The sequence below is a fragment of the Vibrio sp. SBT000027 genome (assembly GCF_963894355.1).
Classification (GTDB): domain Bacteria; phylum Pseudomonadota; class Gammaproteobacteria; order Enterobacterales; family Vibrionaceae; genus Vibrio; species Vibrio splendidus.
Genome location: NZ_CAWQGD010000001.1, coordinates 1,071,148 through 1,088,755 on the forward strand (window position 1 = coordinate 1,071,148; position 17,608 = coordinate 1,088,755).

At 44.0% G+C, this 17,608-nt stretch carries 14 protein-coding genes and 3 tRNA genes; 13 read left to right on the plus strand and 4 right to left on the minus strand.

Annotation, left to right across the window (positions count from 1 at the left end):
* Positions 1-30: 30 nt before the first annotated feature.
* From AACU28_RS04555 to AACU28_RS04565, 3 genes are all read left to right on the plus strand, one after another.
* Positions 31-106, plus strand: a tRNA-Gly gene (locus AACU28_RS04555).
* 80 nt (positions 107-186) lie between these two features.
* Positions 187-273, plus strand: a tRNA-Leu gene (locus tag AACU28_RS04560).
* 64 nt (positions 274-337) lie between these two features.
* A tRNA-Cys gene (locus AACU28_RS04565) sits at positions 338-411 on the plus strand.
* 174 nt (positions 412-585) lie between these two features.
* On the opposite strand, the gene AACU28_RS04570 is transcribed toward AACU28_RS04565, so the two are convergent.
* Together AACU28_RS04570 and AACU28_RS04575 are read right to left on the minus strand one after the other, a co-directional pair.
* Entirely contained in the window at positions 586-1,776 is a 1,191-nt protein-coding gene (locus AACU28_RS04570; RefSeq protein ID WP_121602448.1) for a hypothetical protein, read from the minus strand.
* Positions 1,777-1,974: 198 nt separating this feature from the next.
* Entirely contained in the window at positions 1,975-3,960 is a 1,986-nt protein-coding gene (locus AACU28_RS04575; RefSeq protein ID WP_121602449.1) for a hypothetical protein, read from the minus strand.
* 137 nt (positions 3,961-4,097) lie between these two features.
* Between AACU28_RS04575 and AACU28_RS04580 the strand changes: the two genes are divergently transcribed.
* From AACU28_RS04580 to AACU28_RS04600, 5 genes are read left to right on the plus strand one after another with little or no spacing between them, the layout of a single operon-like run.
* The gene (locus AACU28_RS04580; protein ID WP_121602450.1) at positions 4,098-5,201 is read left to right on the plus strand and encodes a cytochrome-c peroxidase; all 1,104 of its coding nucleotides are present in this window, start codon (positions 4,098-4,100) and stop codon (positions 5,199-5,201) included.
* The gene (locus tag AACU28_RS04585; RefSeq protein ID WP_121602451.1) at positions 5,188-6,354 is read left to right on the plus strand and encodes a cytochrome-c peroxidase; all 1,167 of its coding nucleotides are present in this window, start codon (positions 5,188-5,190) and stop codon (positions 6,352-6,354) included. The genes AACU28_RS04580 and AACU28_RS04585 overlap by 14 nt, the downstream gene beginning before the upstream one ends.
* Positions 6,351-6,935 carry an arsenate reductase (azurin) small subunit gene (locus tag AACU28_RS04590; RefSeq protein ID WP_121602452.1) on the plus strand — a complete coding sequence of 195 codons (585 nt, stop codon included), beginning with the start codon at positions 6,351-6,353 and terminating at the stop codon, positions 6,933-6,935. The genes AACU28_RS04585 and AACU28_RS04590 overlap by 4 nt, the downstream gene beginning before the upstream one ends.
* Complete coding sequence (locus AACU28_RS04595) at positions 6,935-9,661, plus strand: arsenate reductase (azurin) large subunit (protein WP_183091174.1); 2,727 nt, start codon at positions 6,935-6,937, stop codon at positions 9,659-9,661. Before AACU28_RS04590 ends, AACU28_RS04595 begins: the two co-directional genes overlap by 1 nt.
* A 9-nt stretch (positions 9,662-9,670) precedes the next feature.
* Positions 9,671-10,114, plus strand: coding sequence for a CopD family protein (locus tag AACU28_RS04600; protein ID WP_004731117.1), 444 nt, complete (start codon positions 9,671-9,673; stop codon positions 10,112-10,114).
* Positions 10,115-10,283: 169 nt separating this feature from the next.
* On the opposite strand, the gene AACU28_RS04605 is transcribed toward AACU28_RS04600, so the two are convergent.
* Positions 10,284-10,739, minus strand: a complete 456-nt coding sequence (locus AACU28_RS04605) for a plastocyanin/azurin family copper-binding protein (protein ID WP_228011024.1) — start codon at positions 10,737-10,739, stop codon at positions 10,284-10,286.
* Between the two features lie 620 nt (positions 10,740-11,359).
* Here AACU28_RS04605 and nirB point away from each other — a divergent pair.
* The 4 genes from nirB (at position 11,360) to cobA (ending at position 16,264) form a co-directional block, all read left to right on the plus strand.
* The gene (nirB, locus tag AACU28_RS04610) at positions 11,360-13,918 is read left to right on the plus strand and encodes a nitrite reductase large subunit NirB (protein ID WP_121602453.1); all 2,559 of its coding nucleotides are present in this window, start codon (positions 11,360-11,362) and stop codon (positions 13,916-13,918) included.
* Between the two features lie 15 nt (positions 13,919-13,933).
* Positions 13,934-14,257 (plus strand): nitrite reductase small subunit NirD, encoded by a 324-nt coding sequence (gene nirD, locus AACU28_RS04615; RefSeq protein WP_004731122.1) that lies wholly within the window; start codon positions 13,934-13,936, stop codon positions 14,255-14,257.
* Between the two features lie 123 nt (positions 14,258-14,380).
* Positions 14,381-15,196, plus strand: coding sequence for a formate/nitrite transporter family protein (locus tag AACU28_RS04620; protein ID WP_017079293.1), 816 nt, complete (start codon positions 14,381-14,383; stop codon positions 15,194-15,196).
* 291 nt (positions 15,197-15,487) lie between these two features.
* Positions 15,488-16,264 (plus strand): uroporphyrinogen-III C-methyltransferase, encoded by a 777-nt coding sequence (gene cobA / locus AACU28_RS04625; RefSeq protein ID WP_017079292.1) that lies wholly within the window; start codon positions 15,488-15,490, stop codon positions 16,262-16,264.
* Between the two features lie 51 nt (positions 16,265-16,315).
* Here the strand turns inward: cobA and AACU28_RS04630 are convergent, their stop codons facing one another.
* On the minus strand, positions 16,316-16,867 hold the full coding sequence (locus AACU28_RS04630) for a DUF4174 domain-containing protein (protein WP_121602454.1): 552 nt from the start codon (positions 16,865-16,867) through the stop codon (positions 16,316-16,318).
* A 255-nt stretch (positions 16,868-17,122) separates the two neighbouring features.
* Between AACU28_RS04630 and AACU28_RS04635 the strand changes: the two genes are divergently transcribed.
* The gene (locus AACU28_RS04635) at positions 17,123-17,596 is read left to right on the plus strand and encodes a LabA-like NYN domain-containing protein (RefSeq protein WP_004731130.1); all 474 of its coding nucleotides are present in this window, start codon (positions 17,123-17,125) and stop codon (positions 17,594-17,596) included.
* The last annotated feature ends 12 nt before the right edge of the window (positions 17,597-17,608 follow it).

Sequence of the window (17,608 nt, forward strand, 5' to 3'; positions counted from 1 at the left end):
TATAAGGTAAGAAATTAGAAGAATGAAAATGCGATACTAGCTCAGTTGGTAGAGCGCAACCTTGCCAAGGTTGAGGTCATCGGTTCGAACCCGATGTATCGCTCCAAATTTTGTAATGTTGATTCATTTTGACATTAAGATGGTGTTTTACTTTTCAGTAATCGGCATCGCAATAAAGAATTGCGTGCCCTGGTGGTGGAATTGGTAGACACAAGGGATTTAAAATCCCTCGACGTTCGCGTTGTGCCGGTTCAAGTCCGGCCCGGGGCACCATCTATTTGATTGTTACCTTGTTTGGTAATGTTCAAAAGAGTTGTTCTCTTAAAACACTATTGAAGGCGCCTTGGCAGAGTGGCTATGCAGCGGATTGCAAATCCGTGGACCTCGGTTCGACTCCGGGAGGCGCCTCCATTATTTAGAAAGCCCGATCAGAAATGGTCGGGCTTTTTTACGTCTTCAGGAAAGTGGTTTGGCTTTTGAATGCTTTTCTTTTGCCTTTTCAGATAGAAGAACGCCCGTAAAACCCATCTATTACCTTCGAAAGGTAAGACACATTTAGAGCTGAATCAAAGAGAAAGTTGCTAGTCAAAAAGTCCAACGCTGATCAGTGAACTGCACTTGTTCAATGCTTGATAGGGTATTCAAGCCATCGCGTGAAGTAACGGTGTCATTGAGCTGAAATTTACCGCCCCCAAGATTGTGGATTTGGTATTCACTTTTAGGACCATGTACTACAACCGTATTAACACCTAAATTTCCGGTTACCTTATTATCATATCCATTGATCTCAATATTTGCGTTATTCTTGCCCGATAGCGTTAGTTTCGTCAGATATTGAGAGTGATGAGTGTAGGGCGTTGCTGGGTCATATTGCATTTTAAAAGTGCCGGTGAATGTATCAGCAATGTATGCGTCGTAAGCCAGTGTTGGAGAGAAAATCTGTTCAGTAATATATTGCGCGTTAGGATCTCTTGTAGAAAAGTCGTCACGAGTTTTAACTTTGTATAACCCCCACATACCTTCGCCACTATACGCCCCCCAAAGCCCGTAATAGCTATCAATGACGGCTGCAAAGTACTCTTGGTCAACACTGACTTCTTCTTGCCACTCTTCTAAAGTGTCAACTGGAGGTGTATAGGCATTATGTAAAGCCTGAGTCTGTATTGTATTCAGCTCTTTTTGAAATAAAGGTAATGCCGATTCGCCACTTTGAGGGGAGTTAAGAACACCAATACCATAGTCATGGACTAGGTGGAGAATTTCTTCGTAAGACGCATCGCGATGCTCTTCATAATCCTGTCGAACGTACCATTCTCCGCCTTCTACTTGAATTTCCTCTTCGAACAAGGGTTGGCCATCCAAATCGTCGTTATATTGGGGCTCATCGTGATAATTCATTAGTTTCAATATTGCGCCATTGTTCGCCATAGCATTTGCAATATCGCGTTTTGAGTCAGCGCTCCCGTATTTAGTGCCATCAACGGGGGTTAGATAGTGATTGAGAACATTGACTGCTTTGACTATCTGATAATTGCTCAGGCGATCCATAATTAGAATATGGATAGATTTGCCATTAGGGGCATTGACCGCGACATGTCGGTTATAACCTGCTTTGGAATACGCAGAGAACTGAGAAGGGACCGCTTCTATTGTGATCCCGTGAACAACGGATGGTTTGACATTTTCTTGGCTTGCCACAGGCTTGCTTTGGCTTGAACTATTACAACCGACAAGAAGAACAGTGGCAGCGAACGCAGTTAAAGATAACACTTTCATAGTACACATCTTATGATTTAGAACGTGGTGCTAATATACCGAGATTTCGCGTGATATTGGGTGATTGCAGTTGCCGTAATACATACCCATATAATGTCTTACAATGCCCGTGATCTGTTGGTTCTGTTTTTTAACCTGCCAACCAATCGAAAAATAGTGTGTCAAACCTTAAATGGGTCGATTGTTAGTGCTAATAGGTTATGTGATTTGCATATTTTGTGTACAAAGAAACGCAAGCGCAGCTTGTAGAGCTATTAAAGGTGAACCTTGGATTTTCTCAGCAAGTACGTTGTAGACTGTATTAGCATCAAAAAGAGAGATTTGAGGATAAAGTACTGGCTCTTCTAAGATCAAGCTAACTAGCTCTTCATGTGAACAACCACCAGACTGTTTTAATTGCTTCAGCGCCGCGATTTGGATACCAATATAAGGGTGCTTTAGTAGCCCGAGTAATTCTGTTTCGTCAGTGGTATATCGCACTAAACAGACTTGTAGAGGGAGGCTTTCAGAGGCTATTAGTTGTAAACGGTATTGATCGATCCAGAGAGTGCCAAGCCAATCGATGATACTTTTGAGGTTGGAACAATGATCATTCAAGACTAGATCTAATACCGATTGGTTGAAGTAGGGCGTCTCAACGTCAGTCAAGTTGATATGATGACAACGCAAGGCAATGACTAGCGCGTGAAATTCAGCGTTGGATAGGTTGGTCAGTTTTTCAATAGAGCAAAGCTCCATCAGATATTGCTTGTCTTGACAGTATTCAATCGCTAACGCTAGGTTTGACAAGCTTTCGATTGCAACTCGTTTGGTTCGAGCATGTCTTACTGAAGGTTTTGAACGCGCTGATTGCCTCAACGAATCAAGCGTGGAAGTGATAGGAGGTTGTGTGGCACTAGCGTCATCATTCGGATCGTCAAGTTCTCGATGTGGTACTTCTGTTGTCGCCGTCTCTCTTTCTGTTTGATTGGTTGTAATAATTACAGGTAAGTCGACTATGAGCTCTTTTAGATAGGCCTGAGAACTCGGTGCTAGAGTATAAGATAGGTTTTCAATGAGTTGTCGCCTCACCGAATTACTGCAAGTGCCCGATTGCAGTTGCTGACGGGTAAAGGCAAGGCTTAGGGTTTGTGATACGTCACTTAATAAAACATTCAAGCAATCAAGTTGAGTCGCTTCGTCTAAGCTCGAAAACTTCTCATAAAAGACTGGCATAAATCGGCTAAGTTGGGCTTGTTTACTCTGCGGGTTTAAGCTCGAAATTAACTGAAGTATCGCCGTTATTGAATGAGGGGGCTGCCGTTTATCTTGCCATTGATTCACGAGTTGTTGCTTGTGATTATCGCTAAGCAGTGCCGAAAGGATATCGATTGGAATTTCTTGCAATAAGTCGTGCTGACCAAGGTGCTTAATGTCGACTTGGTAATTCCATTTTTCCAATGTACTGAGAGATGTTTGTCTTATCTGTGGGTCTAAGTGCGAAAGGCCAGTTAAAAACATTTGCAAATACTCACGACTGTTCATTTGAGACAGGCGTTGAAAGGCGATTTGCTGGCAACGTAGATCTTGGTGTTGCGTGGCTTTGAATAACGTTATTTTATCCGGTGTGCTTTTCAATAACATACGCATATCACTTGTGCGCGTTACTGCAAAGTTCTCTTTAAGTAGTGCCGGTGAGTGACGCGATAGCACTGAGACTAGTTTGACCTGAACATCAGGCTCAGGGTCACTTCGAAGCAGGGGCAGTAAACGACTCGCTTGAATGTAATCTAAATTAAGTTCATGGTTATCCAAAATACGTGCAGCATTCAAACGGATATCATCACCATCATTCCATTCACCTTCCCAGTAATCGATATCGTCACAAACGACGTCTATCAATAATCCCTTCGCTTGTTCTGAATCGTTGTTGTGCTCAATAGCATTCAATGCGGCTAGTTTTACTTCGCTGTCATCCCACTGTTGAAAGCAGTGGATGATGTCTTTGATAGGAGCATGCTTGTCTTGAGCTAAACATTCTAGGCTTGTGATAACAACATCTACAACGTTGGATTCTAAACCTGAAAGCAAGAGGTGTTTAGTTTGCGAAAATTGAGCGAGAAACTGAGTTGCTAGAATTTGATCGGATACGCTCCCAGTATGATAGGTATGTTCGACACAGAGAAGGAATTTATCGAGAGACATAGGGTTTAGTACCACTGAACTAACAAGTTTGAATAATAACTCTTATCATTCCGAATTGTATGATCCTAATCATATCTTTAATGTTTCATGTGTTAATAATAGGCTTTATTGATAATAATCCTTAAAAAGGAATGCCGATGAGTGTTTTACGAGCACAGTCCACACTTCAAAGCTTCGCTCGAAAAGTCTGCGTAGTATTGTGCTCCTTTTTTACGATGAATTTACATGCTGCTTTGCCTCCTTTAGACATCGATCCAGCTCAAGCAGAACTCGGTAAACGACTGTTTTTTGATACTCGCTTGTCCGGGGATGACTCGATATCGTGTTCCAGGTGCCATATTCCGGCGAATGGCTTTTCTTATCCTGAACCGTTAAGCCCTGCGTATACGGGGAGTGATGGATTTCGCAATGCTCCAACACTTATTAATGCAGCCTATAAAGAGGTGTGGTTTCACGATGGTCGTATTGGCACCAATCTAAACGATGTGGTGCGGGAGAATATCACTGAAGACTGGCTGATGAATATGGACATGCGTTTGATGCAGGAACGCCTCAAACAAGACCCAATATACGTCGAGATGTTTAAAGCGGCTAATCTAGGGGAACCTTCAAATGGCGGAGTACGTAAAGCTCTGCCTGAATACCTAAAAACATTGACTTCGAAAAACGTCCCTTTTGACAAGGGTGAGCTTAGCGACTTAGCGAGCCAGGGAGAAAAGCTGTTCACAGGCAAAGCGGGGTGCAACCAATGCCATCGTGGCGCTCTGTTTTCGGACGGAAAGGCACACAATACCGGAGTGCCAGAAAATCATGAGATATTTTTAGACCCAATGCGGCATCAATCTTTCCTTGCCTACAACATGTTTATGGGTGTGCAAGATTACTTAACGTTAAAGCGCGATGTTGGTGCGCATGTTCAAACTCATAAAGCGGATGGTAGCGATCGCGGTAAGTTCATAACGCCTACGTTACGAGAGCTCACTCAAACTGCGCCGTATATGCACAATGGCATGCTTGCCACACTTAAAGATGTGGTTGAGTTTTATAATCAAGGTGGTGGCGAAGACTCAAAAAAAGACTCTCGACTCACCACGCTTTCCCTAACGGACTATGAAAAAAAGGCGCTGGTGGCCTTTCTGGAATCGTTATCTGGAGACGCCCTTATAGGCGAAGAATACGAATGGTTAGACTATGACTTCGGCTACGAATACACGGAGGATTGGTCAAATGCTCGTAACTAAGCGTTCTGTATTAAAGACGGCACTCTTTATTCTTATTGGGATGACGGGGCTTCCCAATGTTGTTAATGCAAAGGTACAGCTTGAGCCTCTAGGGGAGGTGCCTGTGCCTGCGGATAATAAACAAACACCCGAAAAAATAGAGTTGGGAAAGATCTTATTTTATGACGGTCGGCTAAGTGGCGATACGACTAGCCCATGTGCTGGTTGCCATATCCAATCTCAGGGCTGGGGTTTTCCTGATGACTTATCCATGGGATATCCGGGTACGGTACATTGGCGTAATAGCCAAACGATTATTAATGCGGCTTATTATGACAAATTTTTCTGGGCGGGCAGCGCTATGTCATTGGAAGCGCAAGCAAAAGATGCTGCGAAGGGCGCGGTCGCGGGTAATGGTGAAGATGACGTCATGGAAGCGCGTTTAGCCTTAGTACCTGAGTATGTTGAACGTTTTAAGCGAGTGTTTGGTGATGATACTCCGAAAATACACAACGCTTGGCGTGCTATAGCCGCGTTTGAACGTACGATGATTCAACGTGACACACCAATAGATAACTATTTACTCGGTGACAAAACCGCTTTGTCCGAGTCCCAATTGAAGGGCAAAGCACTGTTTGAAGGCAAAGCAAATTGCATTGCTTGTCACAACGGGGCTTTGGCATCTGACCAGAAATTCTACAACATTGGCGTGCCGCCAAGCCCTTGGTGGGATGATGATGGACTGGCACAGATAACGTTTCGATTTGAGCTTTATTCTAAAGGTGTCACCGAAGAGATGTACCGCACCACAAAGGCCGATCCCGGAGCTTACTTTCGTGCTAAACGTAAAGAGATGTTAGGTAAGTTTCGAACGCCAAGCCTACGTTATACAAAATACACTGCGCCCTACATGCACAATGGCACTATTCCAACTTTAGAAGCGGTGATTGATTTCTACGACCGAGGTGGTGTGGCGGATGACGGACGTACTACTGGTTACCCTCAGACCAAATCTGCTTTGATTCAACCTCTCGGTTTAACGGAACAAGATAAAAAGAACTTACTGAGTTTTATCGAAGCATTTTCAGGTGAGCAGATTTTTATTGAAGAGCCAACCATTCCAGAATACCAACCGCTATTTACTAAAGAAGAACTTGCTGGAGCAGAAAAATGATCGCCAACTCAGAGCAAAATTCGAGTAAACGACACAACAAATGCATGATGTCACGACGTGATTTTTTACTTTATTCCGGTGCGGCTACTGCCGTATCTATGGTTCCTCTTACCTTACTTGCAGGGACTGATTCTGAAACTCAAGTTGAAGGTCGTGTTGTCGGTTACCCGCGTAAGAAAATCGCCCAGTTAAGCCAACTTAGTAACCACATTCCGGTTCACTTTCAATATCCAGATGGAGGGAAAAACTCGATTGCGATGTTGGTTAAATCCGACATCGAATGCGGGGGTGGGATAGGGTTACAGCGCGATATTGTGGCGTACTCGATGACGTGTACTCATCAAGGTGGGCCTTTAACAGGTGCTTATAAAGCAACAGGAGAGCATCGCATTGTCGGGCAGTGTCCATTCCACCTGTCTACATTTGATTTACGACGTCATGGCATTATGGTTTCTGGTCAAGCCTTTGAGAGCTTACCTCAAGTACTGCTCGAGCTCGAAGGTGACGACATCTATGCAGTTGGCGTTATGGGGTTGATCTTTGGTCGCATGGAAAACCTGATCGATGTGGAGGTAGTTTAATGAGTGAATCTTCTTCAAGCAATCAATCTCCTTTAAACCGTCAGTACCTTCAACCGACAAATACTTTACTGCCTCCTGTTCATGCTGAAGTTATCACAACAGCCTGTGATTATTGTATCGTGGCGTGCGGTTATAAGGTTTACCGTTGGCCTGTGAATAGCCCTTCAGGTGGAACTCGCGCTAACGAAAATGCGTTTGCTGTCGACTTCCCGGTTCATGCATTACAAGCTTGGGTTTCGCCACAGCAACATAATATTGTTTCGCATAATGGCAAACCACATCATGTGGTTGTAGTGGCAGACAAAGACATACAAGTCGTCAATAAAGGCGGTGATTCTTCGGTTCGTGGTGGACTGCTCGCAAGAAAGCTTTATAACCCAGAAACACCAACCAAAGATCGATTGAAACAACCACTTGTTCGAATTAACGGTCAGTTACAACCTGTAGAATGGGATTTTGCGTTGGATATAGCGGCCCAAGTTGGCCGTCATGTGATTGATACGCACGGTTCGAACAGTTACTGCGTAAAAACCTTTTCCTATCAGTATATTGAAAACACCTATGCAATAACAAAGTATGCATTGCGTCATGTCAATACCGCGAATTTTTCGTTTCATGACACGCCGTCAGATGTCACTGCAACCCCAGGTTTTCGAGATGCGGGTTTTGATAATTTTGCTCCAAGTTATGATGATTGGGGCGCGGCAGATACTTTGATGATCTGCGGAACGGATCCGTATGAGACCAAAACCATCATTTTTACGCAGTTCATTATGCCTGCGGTGCATCGTGGAATGAAAACCGTAATTTTGAACCCTCGTGAAACCGCAGGCATAGCGTGGCTTAAATCTCAAGGTGGATTGCACCTCGATATTAATCCCGGCAGCGATAATCTTGTGGTTGGTGCAATTGCTCGAGTGATCTTAGAGCAAGGCTGGCAAGACAATGAGTGGATTGAAAACTGGGTTAATAATAAATGGGAATCGAGTTCAGGTTTTGGTCAGGGTACTCGTAATACGCCATGGCAGTGGAGAACCACTTGGGGCAAGTTCCAAACCGATGGCTTTGATGATTATAAGCAATGGAATTTAGAGCAGAAAGAATACGCACCTGAGTATGCCGCGTCGATAGCGGGTATCGACGTCGAGAAGATCCACAAAGCTGCCGAGATGTTGGCAATGCCAGTGAATGGTCAAAGAGTTAAAGCATCAATTGGTATAGAGAAGGGCTTTTATTGGTCGAACAATACCGGAAATACCAACGCCATCGCCTCCCTTGCAACGATCATCGGTACTGGTGGCCGCGAAGGGCGTGTCATTGGTCGGTTTGGTGGACATCAACGCGGTGGGTTAGCGGGTGGGAAACTTCCAAGAAACAAGTCACCTGAAAAAGTCGCAGGCAGACGCAGACGCTCAATAGACACCGATAGGTACCTCTATTCCGGACATACTCGTATGGCACATGTCATTGGTACAACATGGATCCAAGCTATGTGTGGCAGCTATGGATTGAAAGAGAAATTCACTGACTTAACGACACGTAACCCTCACCAAGCGACGCGACGTGATAAACAGCACATTATAGATACACTCAAAAAGCGTGCAGATTCCGGTGGAATGGTCGTCATTAATCAAGATATTTACTTACGTGATCCTATAGGTAAACAGTTTGCCGATATCATCTTTCCGGCTGCGACTTGGGGGGAAGAGGATTTCATACGCGCTAATGGTGAGCGTCGGCTGCGCCTTTACCAACAGTTCGCTGATGCGCCGGGTCAGGCTAAGCCAGACTGGTGGATCGTTGCTCAAATGGCTTCGCGAATGGGGTACGACGGGTTTGATTGGCAAAACTCGAATGACGTAGCCGAAGAGTCATCGCGATTTAGTCGCGGTAGCCGTAAAGATTTCAATATGATCAAAGTTGCAGCTCATTCTGAAGGAAAAACACTTCATCAAAAGCTCGCTGAATTTGGTACCGAAGGGATCCAAGGCCCTGTATTTTATAACTATGACACCAAAAAGCTGATTGGTACTAAACGCCTACATGATACTGAAATGAGTTGGGGTGATCTGGTCGACAAAGGGCTGCAAGATGGGCCTCAAGGCGCCAATATTATGCGTAAACAGCTTACTCAATTTAATAGTCAGACGGGGAAGGTCAATCTTCAAAAGCACCCTTGGGATCTGTTCAGTGATTTCCACGCTTGGCTTACCCCAAAACAGGACGAGTTATGGTTTTCGAATGGTCGTATTAACGAAATCTGGCAGTCAGGGTTTGATGATACCGAGCGCAGGCCTTACATCACTCATCGTTGGCCTGAAAACTGGATTGAAGTACACCCAGAAGATGCGGAAAAACGGGGCATAGAAGCCGGAGATGAAGTACTGGTGTATTCGGAGCGGGTAGCCAATTTTAAAGATACGATTCTGGGTATCGAGTCAGACGATTTTCAGTTTAGTAACTTAATGAAAAATGGTCACATTCAACTGGATTACGCGGAGATTAAAGCCGTTGCGATTGTCACCTCAGCCACGAAAAAAGGTGTGTTGTATTGCAATATGATGGACATGAAGAACCCAGCGAATGCTTTAACAACAAGGGTAGTTGACCAAATCAGTGGTAACTACAACTACAAAATGGGCGTCGCCAAAATAAAGAAAATTGGTGAATCAAAATATAAGCGTGAGTTTGAAGGGTTCTCCTTTGCACCACGTAACATTGTGTAAGGGAAGTTTATGTTTGGCGTATTATTGGTTTTGCATGTATTGGCTGCCACCATTTGGACGGGAGGGCACATTATTCTCAGCGTCGTTATCCTTCCTAAAGTCTTGAAACACCGATCTCCAGAAATGTTATTGGAATTCGAGCAAGGGTACGAAAAGGTGGGAATGCCTGCTTTGGTAGTTCAAGTGGTGACCGGGTTGATGCTCGCTTATCACATGTTGCCAGACGTTAGCTTATGGTTTGATATGTCGATTCCACTGGCTCATGGCATTGCCGCTAAATTGACGTTACTGTCTCTGACGGTATTGCTAGCCCTAGACGCACGCTTTCGTGTGATTCCAAAACTATCGAAGGACAACTTGGTTGATATGGCGCTGCACATTGTGCCAGTGACTATTATTTCAATTTTGTTTGTGGTTGTCGGAGTTTCATTCAGAACGGGGTGGCTAGTTTGATATGTTTGCACGTTTAGTGCGGAATATTTGACCATGTCTAAGTAGATAACAAGAAACAGCGCTAATTCGGCGCTGTTTCTTGTTACTGACTCCCGAAAACCGTTTTCAGACAGGCATTCCTATCTCAATACCAAATGGAGAGTCGGTGCTTTAAAAGTAGGGACAAAGGTTATTGAACCTTTTGCTCTGCTTGATCGAGCAAGCCTTGCATCTTCTTCTGAGCTCGGCGACTCACACGTTTTTTGGCTGCAGTGCGAGCTTCTTCTAAGTTAACACTTGGGTCACCCACGACCACTAGCGCCACCATTCCGTGTCGGTGATGTACTTTACATTTTATGCCATAAACTCCGGGCTTATCAAAAGTGACTTCCTGAGCGTTTGACCCGGATATCATAAGAGGTTTAGCGCCGTTAGGAAGCATCCCTTGAATACTATGGGCTGTATGAGAGCCAACGGTTCCTTTAAAAAGCACCTTATCACCAGGTTCGATTTCTACGTAATCAGGAATAAATTGATACATCTTGTCGATGTTCTCAGAATTCATGTCCATCACTTGTTTGATGACTTTTGTTTCAGCAAGTGCAGGAGTGGCAATGATAGTTAAGATCAGTAGAAGTACACGCATAGTAGTTGGCTCTATCAAATGAGAATTATTTCCAATAATTTTAATTTATTCACCGTTTGGTTGAAAGCTCGATTTGATATAGCTTCGGTGAATTTGAGCGCTATATGTGCTGGATCAATTAAATTAACAGTTTGATAACTGGGAAAGCTTTGTCTTCGAGGCTCGTTAATAATCTAAGGACATTTTGCGAGTTGTTTGTCACGATTCGGGTTTAATAAAATGAATGACATTATGATTCAATGTTCATTTTTTGACCATTCATTCGGCGAAACCCTTTCATAACTGCACATAGTTCTTCATGAATTTGGAAATTAACGTAAGTTTTAACGTTGTGTTAAGTCAGTAAATGAAAATGATTGTCATTTACTTACGTTATTGCTAACCTATTGTGAAACTTTACAACACTCTTTCTAGTGCGCCAAAGTGTATATAAAATCCCGCTAAACCCTATCAAAACCAAGGTTATTCGTTTGCTTAGCTCGATAAATAAGCAGATCTACCTCTTTTGTTCTACCCCTTTCGGGTAGTTCGTTTTCGTAATTGATTTACATCATATTTTCATTTTCTTTCATAATTCATTATTCGTGTAGTTAAGAAATATATAACCTTCAGGAATTCTTATGAGCAAGATGAAGCTAGTCGTAATCGGTAACGGGATGGTAGGCCATCGCTATATCGAAGATTTAGTCGAGAAGACAGATGTTGCAAACATGGACATTACGGTGTTCTGTGAAGAACCACGTGTTGCGTATGACCGTGTTCACCTTTCTTCTTACTTTTCACACCACACTGCAGATGAACTTTCTTTAGTTAAAGAAGGTTTCTACGAGAAACACGGCATCAATATGCTGATCGGCGAACGTGCTATCAACGTTAACCGTGAAAAGAAAACAGTTTACTCAAGCACTGGTCGTGAAATTCAATACGACAAGCTTATCCTTGCTACGGGTTCTTTCCCATTCGTACCGCCGATTAAAGGCCACGAAGGCAAAGACTGTTTTGTTTACCGTACTATCGAAGACTTAAAAGCTATCGAAGCGACCGCTAAGAATTCTAAATCTGGTGTTGTTGTTGGTGGTGGTTTACTTGGCCTTGAAGCAGCAGGCGCACTTAAAGCGCTTGGCGTAACCACTCACGTTGTTGAGTTTGCTCCAAAGCTTATGGCAGAGCAGCTTGATCTTGCAGGTGGTAATCAGCTTCGTCAAAAGATCGAACGTATGGGTGTCAATGTCCATACAAGCAAGAACACGCTTGAAATTGCTCCTGAAGGCACTGAAGCTCGTAACGTGATGCGTTTTGCAGACGGCACTGAGCTAGAAACTGATTTCATCGTATTCTCTGCTGGTATTCGCCCACAAGACAAACTTGCTCGTCAAATGGGTCTAGGTATTGCGCCTCGCGGTGGTATCGAGATCAACGATCACTGTCAAACGACAGACAAAGATATCTACGCAATCGGTGAGTGTGCGTCTTGGAACCAAACGTTCTACGGGCTAGTGGCTCCTGGTTACAAGATGGCGACAGTTGCCGTTGACCACGTTGTTGGTAACGAAAGCACATTTGAAGGTGCTGACATGTCTGCGAAGCTTAAGCTTCTGGGCGTGAAAGTAGGTTCAATCGGTGATGCAAACGGTCGTACTCCTGGTTGTAAAAGCTACGTTTACCAAAACGAAGAGCAAGAAGTTTACAAACGCTTAATCGTTTCTGAAGACAACAAGAAACTGCTTGGCGCAGTAATGGTTGGCGATACTTCTGATTACGGTGACCTTCTTCAACTTATGTTGAACGAAATTGACCTACCAGAACACCCAGATGCATTGATTCTTCCAGCACACGCTGGTGGTGAAAAACCAACGCTTGGCGCTGATTCACTACCGGAAACTGCCGTTATCTGTTCTTGTTTCGACGTAACCAAAGGCAAGATCGCTCAAGCGGTCGCTGAAGGTCACCATACCATCGGTGATATCAAAGCAGTAACTGGTGCAGGTACAGGTTGTGGTGGTTGTATTCCGCTTGTGACTTCTGTGCTAAACGCTGAACTTGCAAAAGCGGGTGTAGAAGTGAAGAACGACGTTTGTGAGCACTTTGCTTACTCTCGCCAAGAGCTTTTCCACCTGATTCGTATCGAAGAAATCAAAACATTCGACGAGCTACTTGAGAAATACGGTAAAGGCTACGGCTGTGAAGTCTGTAAGCCTCTAGCGGGTTCTATCCTTGCTTCTTGCTGGGGTGACCACATCCTTAAGCCTGAGCTAGTAAAACTGCACGATACCAACGACAACTTCTTAGGTAACATTCAGAAAGATGGTACTTACTCGGTTATCCCTCGCATGGCAGGTGGCGAAGTAACGCCTCAAGCTCTAAGCGTTCTTGCGGATGTTGCGGCTGAATACAACCTATATACGAAGATCACTGGAGCACAACGTATCGGTCTATTCGGTGCTCAGAAAGATGACTTACCAGCAATCTGGAAGAAGTTAATCGCTGCAGGTTACGAAACGGGTCAAGCTTACGCAAAAGCACTTCGTATGGCTAAGACATGTGTTGGTTCAACTTGGTGTCGTTACGGCGTTCAAGATTCAGTTGGCCTAGGCGTGATGATCGAGAACCGTTACAAAGGCATCCGTACTCCTCATAAGATGAAGTTCGGTGTGTCTGGCTGTACTCGTGAGTGTGCTGAAGCTCAAGGTAAAGATTTAGGTATTATCGCAACGGACGCTGGTTGGAACATGTATGTGTGTGGCAACGGTGGTATGAAGCCTCGTCACGCAGACTTACTGGCAAGCGACCTAGACCAAGAAACACTAGTGAAATACATCGACCGTTTCATGATGTTTTACATCCGCACGGCTGCGCCACTACAACGTACTTCGGTATGGATGGACAACCTAGAAGGCGGCGTTGACTACCTACGTGAAGTGATTGTTGATAACAAACTTGGCATCAACGACCAGCTTGAAGCTGACGTCGCTGGCCTAGTGGGTAACTTCGCTTGTGAGTGGACTGACACTATCAACGATGAAGCTCAACTTAAGCGCTTCTCACACTTCATCAATGCTGATGACCGTGATGAAAACGTTGTGTTTGTTGACGATGGCCGTGAACAACACCGCCCAGCAACATTTACAGAAAAACACCCAGAAGCGAAGGGCGACATCCTTCACGTTGAACTGGTTTAATTGGGAGACGACATCATGGCATTTACCAAAGTTTGTAAGATCGAAGATATTATTCCAGGTACCGGTGTTTGTGCATTGGTTGGTGGTGAGCAAGTTGCTATTTTCCGCCCAACTAAAGCCGAAGAAGTGTTCGCTATTAGTAATACTGACCCGTTTTTCCAATCAAACGTTTTATCTCGCGGTTTAACGGTTGAGCACAAAGGTGAGCTTTGGGTGGCGAGCCCACTTAAGAAGCAACGCTTTAACCTAGCAACAGGTGTGTGCATGGAAGACGAGAACTTCAGCGTGAAAGCGTATAAAGCTCGTATTACCAAAGGTGCTGTTGAAATCTCAGCATAATCGAATACGTAACAAGATTTGATAGATCAAGGGTTCTAGTTATCGACATTGCCTTAGTTCGGCAACTAGAACCTTTTCCTATCCGATTTTAACTTTTAATTTTAACTTTTTAAGGACAACCTTATGTCTCCTGATTTTAAACCAGCTGAATTCGTTCAAACGATGATCGATGTGGGTGAAGCGAAAACGAAAACGAGTACTCGTGATCTTCTGATTCGAAGCACAATGGCAGGCATCATTCTTTCTCTAGCCGTTGTTGTAGCAATCACGGCTATCGTGCAAACAGGTATCGGCATCGTTGGCGCTCTTGTGTTCCCAGTAGGCTTCGTGATTCTAAGTGTAATGGGTTACGACCTAGTAACGGGCGTATTCGGCCTTGCACCTTTAGCGAAATTCGATAACCGACCAGGTGTGACTTGGGGTCGTGTACTGCGTTGTTGGGGTATCGTTGGCCTTGGTAACCTTATCGGTTCTCTAATCGTTGCGGTACTGGTTGCTATCTCATTAACGGGTAATTTCTCTCTAGAACCAAATGCAGTAGCGCAGAAATTCATCGCTGTTTCTACTGGTCGCAGCCTAGGTTTTGAAAACATGGGTATGGACGGCTGGATCACGTGTTTCGTACGCGGCATCTTCTGTAACCTAATGGTTTGTCTAGGTGTGATTGGTAACATGACAGCACGTACAGTGTCTGGTCGTGTCGCAATGATGTGGTTCCCAATCTTTATCTTCTTCGCACTAGTATTCGAGCATACAGTAGTAAACATGTTCCTATTCCCACTGGGTATGATTCTTGGCGCTGATTTCGGTATCGCGACATGGTTGAACTTCAACCTTATCCCAACAATCCTAGGTAACATCGTAGGTGGTTTGTTCTTAACATGTGTACCTTTGTTCCTAACACACGCAAGAACCGCTCCTTCTTTAGGTGCTAAGTAATTCTGAATACGGTGAAACGTAATTTAGTATGAGATTAAGAGCCCCAACTAAATGTTTGGGGCTTTTTTAGTTCGAACGCCTTAAACATCATCAAGGTGTTGATTGGTATAAAATACCTGCAATAGACTGTTTTGTTATAATTACTTCTATCTTCGTTAGTATTTAGACTGAATATTTAACTCAACACCTGATAGTCTAAGGGTTAAGGATTTGGATAAGTCATCATGAATACAGTGACTTATCACATAGATTGAAGCTTGAGATAACACAAGCAAACCTTCGGAGCACAGCATGTCAGAAGTATCGTCATCGAATGTTAAAGAAGTAACCAAAGGATTGGTTTCATTAGTAGGCGCGGGCCCTGGTGACCCAGACTTACTTACCCTAAAAGCGGCACGCGTTATTCAACAGGCCGATGTGGTCGTTTATGACCGCTTAGTATCTAAAGATATCTTGGCAATGGCTAACTCCGATGCAGAAATGCTGTATGTGGGGAAAAAGCTCGATCATCACTGTGTACCACAAGATCAGATCAACCAATTATTGGTGACCAAAGCACAAGAAAACAAGCACGTTGTCCGTCTAAAGGGTGGTGATTCGTTTATCTTTGGTCGTGGTGGTGAAGAGTGTGAAACTCTGGCTGAAAATGGCGTGAGATTTGAAGTGGTACCTGGTATCACCGCAGCTGCAGGCGCGACTGCTTACGCGGGTATTCCGCTTACACATCGAGATCACGCACAAAGTGTTCAATTCATTACTGGCCACCTAAAGAAAGATGGCGAAGATATTGATTGGCGTTCGCTTGCTCAACACAATCACACGATCGTGTTTTACATGGGTCTGAAAGAGAGCCCGAACATTCAGAAAAACTTACTGGATAACGGTATGCGAGCAGACATGCCGGTTGCGATTATTGAGAATGGTACACGCCAAGAACAGAAAGTCTTCCGTGGTGGTTTGAGTGACTTAGCCAATCTTGCGAGCGTTGCAAAGAGCCCAGCATTGATTGTGGTAGGTAGCGTTGCCCAGCTTCATGAAAAATTGGCTTGGTTTAACAAGCAAGCTTAATTGATTAATTTACAAGTTAGTGTGTTAAGCGACCGCTTAGCTGACTAAGAATCAAATACTGCAGCGGCTACTTTGTCGCTGCATTTCTTTTTGGCGTATAGGCATCTCATCAATAATGTTGGTGATAAGGTTCCAATCCGTCTTCCCATTCCATCGGTGCTTTTCTTTTCCGTCTTTACCTATCAAAACAGCAGTATGTGAGCCTTTCGGTATTCCATAGCTGTCGGTTACCGCCTCTAAGTTAAATTCTTCTTCAAGCCAAGTAGGAACTGTGTAGCCGCTTTCCGCGATGACTATGATAACCACGTCTCGTTCATCCAATTGACAGTTATTGATCAACACTTCATTGAGAAACTCTTTGACGGCAGAATCTTCCTTCGGTGCAAAATAGATCACACTGCGGTGCGGTAAGGCCTTGGAGTGAGAGTAGGCTGGGTAAGCGTGTAACGAGTTGACTGACAGAATCATAAACATAACCGCGCTTGTTAATAGAGTTTTTAATGGTTTGGATATTGCTTTGGTTATCGCTGCGCAGCAAAAGGCCAAGACTGAGCCGTTGGTGTTGTTGCCAAGGTATGATCTGATTATTTGTTGGTACTGCATGTCCCACCTTCCTTGATAAACTCAAACAAGCTCTGAGTTAAGCGAATAACAGCTACGTTGAGCTAACAATAGCGACGTTAAGCCAATAACAGCTGCGTTAAGCTAATAGTAGCGACGTTAAGCCGATAACAGCTACGTTAAGCCAATAATAGCTACGTTAAGCATAGCTAATGAGTTCATTTTTATTAAAGAAAGCGGCTCGCATTTTAGAGTTGAATAGAATAGGGTATACGGAAAATCTAAAGGTATGAAATTATGGAAAACATAGCAATTTTGGTCGACGTTCAGAACGTTTACTACACAACGCGCGACAAATACCGTTCTAACTTCGACTATAACCAGTTTTGGTATGTTGCCACGGAAGGGCGTAACGTTGTGGCAGCTAATGCTTACGCAATCTCAAGCCAAGATCCTAAACAGCGTCAATTCCACCATATCCTCCGCGGTGTTGGCTTTAATGTGAAGTTAAAACCCTTTATTCAGCGTCGAGATGGAAGCGCAAAAGGGGATTGGGATGTAGGTATCGCGTTAGATGCGATAGAACTTGCTGAGACGGTTGATACGATTGTTTTGGTATCAGGAGATGGTGATTTCGAAATCCTTGTAGAGCGAATCAAAGAGCGTTTTGGCAAACCTGTTGAAGTGTATGGTGTTCCGGGGTTAACTGCTCAAAATCTTATCGATTCTGCCTCAAAATTTGTACCGATTGAAAAAGATTTTCTTCTATAGAGGAAATCCCGC

Coding starts and splice junctions, on each gene's coding strand:
- AACU28_RS04570 (WP_121602448.1), bottom strand. CDS start 1,776: ATGAAAGTGTTATCTTTAACTGCGTTCGCTGCCACTGTTCTTCTTGTC.
- AACU28_RS04575 (WP_121602449.1), bottom strand. CDS start 3,960: ATGTCTCTCGATAAATTCCTTCTCTGTGTCGAACATACCTATCATACT.
- AACU28_RS04580 (WP_121602450.1), top strand. CDS start 4,098: ATGAGTGTTTTACGAGCACAGTCCACACTTCAAAGCTTCGCTCGAAAA.
- AACU28_RS04585 (WP_121602451.1), top strand. CDS start 5,188: ATGCTCGTAACTAAGCGTTCTGTATTAAAGACGGCACTCTTTATTCTT.
- AACU28_RS04590 (WP_121602452.1), top strand. CDS start 6,351: ATGATCGCCAACTCAGAGCAAAATTCGAGTAAACGACACAACAAATGC.
- AACU28_RS04595 (WP_183091174.1), top strand. CDS start 6,935: ATGAGTGAATCTTCTTCAAGCAATCAATCTCCTTTAAACCGTCAGTAC.
- AACU28_RS04600 (WP_004731117.1), top strand. CDS start 9,671: ATGTTTGGCGTATTATTGGTTTTGCATGTATTGGCTGCCACCATTTGG.
- AACU28_RS04605 (WP_228011024.1), bottom strand. CDS start 10,739: ATGCGTGTACTTCTACTGATCTTAACTATCATTGCCACTCCTGCACTT.
- nirB (WP_121602453.1), top strand. CDS start 11,360: ATGAGCAAGATGAAGCTAGTCGTAATCGGTAACGGGATGGTAGGCCAT.
- nirD (WP_004731122.1), top strand. CDS start 13,934: ATGGCATTTACCAAAGTTTGTAAGATCGAAGATATTATTCCAGGTACC.
- AACU28_RS04620 (WP_017079293.1), top strand. CDS start 14,381: ATGTCTCCTGATTTTAAACCAGCTGAATTCGTTCAAACGATGATCGAT.
- cobA (WP_017079292.1), top strand. CDS start 15,488: ATGTCAGAAGTATCGTCATCGAATGTTAAAGAAGTAACCAAAGGATTG.
- AACU28_RS04630 (WP_121602454.1), bottom strand. CDS start 16,867: ATGCAGTACCAACAAATAATCAGATCATACCTTGGCAACAACACCAAC.
- AACU28_RS04635 (WP_004731130.1), top strand. CDS start 17,123: ATGGAAAACATAGCAATTTTGGTCGACGTTCAGAACGTTTACTACACA.